Here is a 6012-nt window from a genome sequence, read left to right on the forward strand (position 1 = left end):
CCTCTCAAGCAATGATCGCGATCTTGCGCCAATCTCTTGGCACTAAAACCAATGCGCAATCTAGATAGCATAAGTCTCCGATTTTTCAATCAGCAGATCGCTGGAACCAAAGGCCCTGCCTCCCCGTTGCAATCGCGTAGAGAGTATTTGTATCCGGAGCGTGGAACATGGCCTCGAGAGCGATTTGGAAAGGGCAGATGCGGTTGTCGCTGGTGTCGATTGCCGTGGAACTTCATTCGGCCACCAGCCGGGCGTCCAATATATCCTTTCGCCAGATTCACCGGCCGACGGGCAAAAGGGTGCGCTATGAAAAGGTGGTCGAGGGGGTTGGTCCGGTCGATGCCGACGAGATCGTCAAGGGTTACGAGCAGAATGACGAGTATATCCTGATCGACCCGGAAGAGATCGACGCGATCAAGCTGGAGACCAAGAAGACCTTCGAGCTGGTGCAGTTTGTCGGCTCCTGCGAAATCCCGCCGATCTATTACGACAAACCCTATTATATCGTGCCCGCCGATGATCTGGCCGAGGATGCCTACCGGGTGATCCGCGATGCGCTGAGGCGCTCGGAGAAGACCGCGCTTGGCCAGCTCACCATGCGCGGCAAGGAATATCTCGCCGCCGTGCGCCCCTGCGGCGATGGCTTGCTGCTGGAGACGCTGCATTACGCCGACGAGATCCGCAATGCCGATCCGCTGTTCTCCTCGATCGAGGACGAGGCGAGCGACGACGAATTGCTTGATGTCGCCACCTCGCTGATCGAGCGCAAGAGCGCGCCGTTCAAGGCGGAGAACTATCACGACCACTATCGCGAGGCGCTGACGGAGCTGTTGAAGGCCAAGCAGAAGAACCGCAAGACCCCGCGCGCCAGCGCCGACGAGAAGGACCGCGCCTCCGGCACCAGCGACAATGTGGTGGACCTGATGAGCGCGCTGAAGAAGAGCCTGGACGGCGCAAAATCCGGCAAGCCGTCCTCGTCCGCCAAGCGCGGTACGGCGGCGAAGAAATCCTCCGGAACCAAAACCACGTCAAAATCCTCAGGCCGCAAGAAGGCATCGTGATATGGCCGCTCCCGACAAGCTTGCCGAATATGAAACCCGCCGCGACTTTGAAAAGACGAAGGAGCCCAAGCGCGGACGCGCCCGCAAGAGCCGCGCGGGCGCGCTCAAATTCGTGGTGCAGAAGCACGACGCCCGAAGGCTGCATTTCGATTTCCGGCTGGAATGGGACGGCGTGTTATTAAGCTGGGCGGTCACCCGGGGCCCGAGCGATGACCCCGGCGAAAAGCGGCTGGCTGTGCGCACCGAGGACCATCCGCTGGACTATGCCGATTTCGAGGGCACCATTCCCAAGGGGCAATATGGCGGCGGCACGGTGATGCTGTGGGACGCCGGAAGCTGGGAGCCGCTGCACGACCCGGAGGAGGGGCTGAAAGAAGGCAAGTTGCATTTCCGCCTGAAGGGCGAGCGCATGCAGGGCGGCTGGGCGCTGGTGAGGATGCGCGGCCGGCGCGGCGAGAAGCGCGAGAACTGGCTCTTGATCAAGGAGCGCGACGACAAGGCCGGCGAGGACCCCGACCGGCTGACGAAAGACTTCGAGGACAGCGTCACCACCGGCCGCTCCTTCAGCGAGATCGAAGCCGGGCACGATGTGTGGAAACGCCGCACCAAAAAGCCCACTGACAAGCAGCAGCCACAGAAGAAAAAGCCGCGCGCAAAGGCGAAGTTCCCCGCCTTCCGCAAGCCCCAGCTCGCCACGCTCTACGATGAAGCGCCCGAGGGAGAGGACTGGATCCACGAAACCAAGTTCGACGGCTACCGCTGCATCGCCGCCATCAGCAATGGCAAGGTGCGGTTCTACACCCGCTCCGGCAAGGACTGGACGGAGAAATACGGCGATCTGGCCGACGCTTTCGCGCCGCTCGAGGGCGAGAGCCTGCTGATCGACGGCGAGATCATGGCGGCCTCCGTGCCGAAGGATGGCTCCGCCTTTTCCGCGCTGCAGGCCGCCCTTCAGGATGGCGCACCGCTGATCTTCTACGTCTTCGATATTCTGGAGCGTGACGGCAGATCGCTGACCGACCTGCCGCTGAGTGAGCGCAAACAGGCGCTGGAGGAGGCGCTGTCGCCGCTCGATACCGAAAAGGGCCCGATCCGCCTTTCCACCTGGGTCGCGGGCGATGGCGGCGATATCCTCGCAAAAATCTGCAAGGCCGGCGGCGAGGGGATCATGTCCAAGCGGGCGGATGCGCCCTATCGCCACACCCGCACCAGCGCTTGGCGCAAGGTAAAATGCTCGCGCCGGCAGGAATTCGTGATCGGCGGCTATTCGCCGTCCGACAAGAAGGGCCGATCCTTTGCCTCGCTCCTCATTGGCCAGTATGATGATGATGGTGTGTTCTGCTATCGCGGCCGCGTCGGCACCGGGTTTGACGAGAAGACGCTGGATGATCTCGGCGACCGGCTGAAGCGTCTTGCCCGCAAGACCGCGCCCTTTGCCGAGGTGCCGCGCGCGATTGCCCGCGATGCGCGCTGGGTGACGCCGAAGCTTGCGGCGGAGATCGATTTCGCCGAGTTCACCGCCGATGGCCATGTCCGCCACGGCGCGTTTCTGGGCTTGAGAGAGGACAAGGAGGCAGGCGCGGTGCAGGCAGAGAAAGCGAAGGGCGACAAAGTCGCCGGCATCGAAATCACCCATCCGGACCGGCAGCTTTTCGGCAAGGCCGGCGTCACCAAGGCCGATGTCGCGCGCCATTACGCGGCTGTCGGCAGCCGCATGCTGGAGATCGCCGGCCGCCGCCCGGTCTCGCTGTTCCGCTGCCCCTCGGGCATTGATGGCGAGAGCTTTTTTCAGAAACACGCCGGCAAGGGCTTTCCCGACGAACTCGCCCGCATCGATATCGAGGAAAAGGACGGCGAGACCGGCGAATATCTCTATGCCAGGGATGTGGCGGGCTTCGTTGCCGCCGCGCAGATGGGCACGATCGAGTTTCACGGCTGGGGCGCGCGCGCCGACAGGATCGAGGCGCCCGATCGGCTGATCTTCGACCTCGACCCGGATGAGGGCCTCGGCTTTACTGAGACGAAGAAGGCCGCCTTCGAGATGCGCGAAGCGCTTTCCGACATCGGCCTCGAATCGACCGCCATGGTCACCGGCGGCAAGGGCATCCACGTCATCGTGCCGCTGAAACGGACGGTGCGCTGGGACACGGTCAAGGCCTTCGCCAAGACCTTCGCCCATATGATGGCCGAAAAAGACCCCGACCGCTACATCGCCACCATGTCGAAGGAAAAGCGCAAGAACCGCATCTTCATCGACTGGCTCCGCAACGAACGCGGCGCCACCGCCATCTTCCCCTATTCACTCCGCGCCCGCCCAAACGCCCCCGTGGCAACCCCCGTGACCTGGGAGGAACTGGACGCCCTGAAAAGCGCCGCGACGTTCACGATCGGCGATATGGAAGGGCGGCTGAAGGGGGGGGAGCCGGCGCTTGCGGTGAAGCCGCAGACGCTGGGGAAGGCGGTGATTGGAAGGTTGGAGGAGCGGACTTGACCCGCAGCGGAACCGTCCGGCCTGCGAAGATTGTTTTCGGTTTGGGAAACGATCGACCTATCGCGATGCCTAATACCAAGAGTCAATGATTAGGACCCATATGACCGGAGCGATTTTGAAAGCCGGCTAGGCGAAAGCCGCAGTCATAGCCATAGCTACGGCGAGGATTTTCAACGACGCAGGCTTTCAAAAGCGCCCGGCCCCGAAGGGGTGCGGCTGGAATGGCCCCCGAGGGCGTCAAAATCCTCGCGCGATGCTACGGCATCGCTCTGCGGTATTTTCCTACTCGGGTGGCCATTCCAGCGCGCATCATATGAGTTCTAATCATTGACTCTTGGCATAAAACTAATGCGTCGGCTATCCTGTCGCTCTTGGCCAGATAGCCGACTGAAGTCGGGGGGCGTGATGGCTACTGACAGCAAAAGCCAGTGTCTCCGCGCATTATCTTTATCCACGCTCGGCAATCCACGAATTGCGTTATGTACTCGCAGAAGCGACAGTCTTTGCGACGTGGTCAGATTGTTATATTTTTATAATCTGAATGACATCCGCATAACCGCCCAGGTTTCCAGTGTTTACGGGTGACGCTGAGGGAACCAGGTAAATATAGTTCCAGTCATCGCCGTTCAGACAGTTCAAATCCCCCTGTCTATAGGTTGCGCTAAAGACGTTATCATACTGCTTGTCATTGATCTCCATCGACCCCACAGCCTCCATGCTGATGTTGGTGCCGGGGCAGAGCTTGCCTCCGGGGTTTACCATTGCCTGCACGTATTTGTAATTGGCCGGAAGAGCTACGTAAATTGTGCGGTCAGAACTCGGGAACTGGCTTAGTTTGATCTCGGGCGTTGTTGTGGCGTCGTGAAGATCGGCACCTTTTGCATAGTATGTTTGACCCTGGTTGCTTACCTTCAGCGTGAAGGCAAGGAAGGGAGACGGGTTGATCATATAACGTTGAGTTTGCTGGGCCGAACTATATGGCATTCTCTGGCCGTTTTCGTAGGAAATCCGTCCCGCAGACGGCATAAGCGGCGAAAGGCCGGAAATCTGCGATATGTTGCCGGTGCTGAAGTGAAGATAGTCCTGCGATATGTCGATCCCTCCCAGAGCGCACAGCCAGCCTTTTGGGGGGAAGGGATAGCCCAAGTCAACGTTGGCCAGTGTCGGCTTGCGCCACGTGGAACTGTCGTCACCAATTACATGGTAAGATATGTTTGTAAACTTTGAATAGAGAGGTTGGTTGTCGAAGCAACTACTTCCGCTGGAGCCGTAGAATTGCTCGATGTTCATCGATTGCTGGTTGAACGGAATTATTATGGGCACGGCAACGAACAGGACATAGTCATCAATGTGAACATTGCTCCCGCCGTTGGGATCAATAACCGGTGCGTTGGTTTTGATATATATATAGGTGTAACCGACGCCGGATTCGTTTTTCGTGACGATTTTGATGTCATCTCTCTCGTCAGGGAAGCCCTTGGCAAGTGAAAAATCGAAGGAAACATGCGGTCCCATGTCATTGTCTGGAGAGTAGGACGCCTTTTCTTTCGTGTATGGTCCCGTTTTGACTAAATCCAATTGGTTTTCAGCCAACATGCTTTCGGGAAGCGAAAGGTAAATGCTGCTTGCCGATCTTGCGAACTCGAAATTGCTGAAAAGTATGAAGTCATTGGAAATATTGAGTTGTTCGCTGCCTTCCGGATATAGCGTAACCTGATAGCCATCAATGTGCGGCTGGTCGGGCAGATAGAAGGAAACGAAGATGGGGGCTGTAGTCCAGGAGACGGGGGGCGGGGGACTGGAACTGAATGCGTGTAGCTGGGATGTTGCAAGCGTCGTCTGAGGATCGCTTTCCGATGTTACGCTGATCAAGGGATTCCCTTCACCGGGAATGATCCATGCGCTCGCCAAGCCTTGTGCGTCGACGTAACCGTCATTGATTGGATAGACGCCCGTGTAGGTCTCAGTGCCCGCTGGAGAATTGCCTGTCCAGCGAACTTTACAGCCGATCGCTGGTGTGCCATCTGGAAAAGTCACATTGAACGACATCGGAGTCGGGTTGTAGTTGTTTGCATTGCTCGTGTACTGGAAAAATCCTCCAGAATTGGCGATTTGACCCGGATAGCCATACAGCAGTGGTCCAGTCTGTGTCGCTTTCAAGTTAATACATTTTTGCATAAGTTCTACATTTCTGAGTTCATAATAATTAACAAAATAGTTTCTGAAATTTTGCCCTTCTGCGTTTGCGGGGTCCGTTATCCATAATTCAAAAATACTGTTATAAGAATCGTTTTCGCTTGTAGAAGATAGGGAGATGAGGTCGTTTACAGGATTTCCTGGGTTGTAATAATATCCATTTCCTTGTGAGCCCGAAAAAAAATAATTTCCATTTTTATTTACTTGATAATGTTGATTTTCATAAGAGCCGGATTCAAAAGTTCATGACGGGAAACAATATCG

3 protein-coding genes are annotated in these 6012 nt (G+C 57.3%); 2 read left to right on the forward strand and 1 reads right to left on the reverse strand.

The genetic code is table 11. The features are described from left to right. Nucleotides 1-167 precede the first annotated feature (167 nt). Complete coding sequence (locus K7H91_RS08860; protein WP_269066101.1) at nt 168-1061, forward strand: Ku protein; 894 nt, start codon at nt 168-170, stop codon at nt 1059-1061. A gap of 1 nt (nt 1062) precedes the next feature. Further along, nucleotides 1063-3552 carry a DNA ligase D gene (gene ligD, locus K7H91_RS08865; protein WP_230719855.1) on the forward strand — a complete coding sequence of 830 codons (2490 nt, stop codon included), beginning with the start codon at nt 1063-1065 and terminating at the stop codon, nt 3550-3552. A gap of 522 nt (nt 3553-4074) precedes the next feature. Here ligD and K7H91_RS08870 read toward each other — a convergent pair. Continuing rightward, nucleotides 4075-5712, reverse strand: coding sequence for a hypothetical protein (locus tag K7H91_RS08870; protein ID WP_230719856.1), 1638 nt, complete (start codon nt 5710-5712; stop codon nt 4075-4077). Nucleotides 5713-6012: the final 300 nt, after the last annotated feature.

It is taken from the genome of Martelella mediterranea, assembly GCF_021021415.1.
GTDB classification, from domain to species: Bacteria; Pseudomonadota; Alphaproteobacteria; order Rhizobiales; family Rhizobiaceae; genus Martelella; species Martelella mediterranea_C.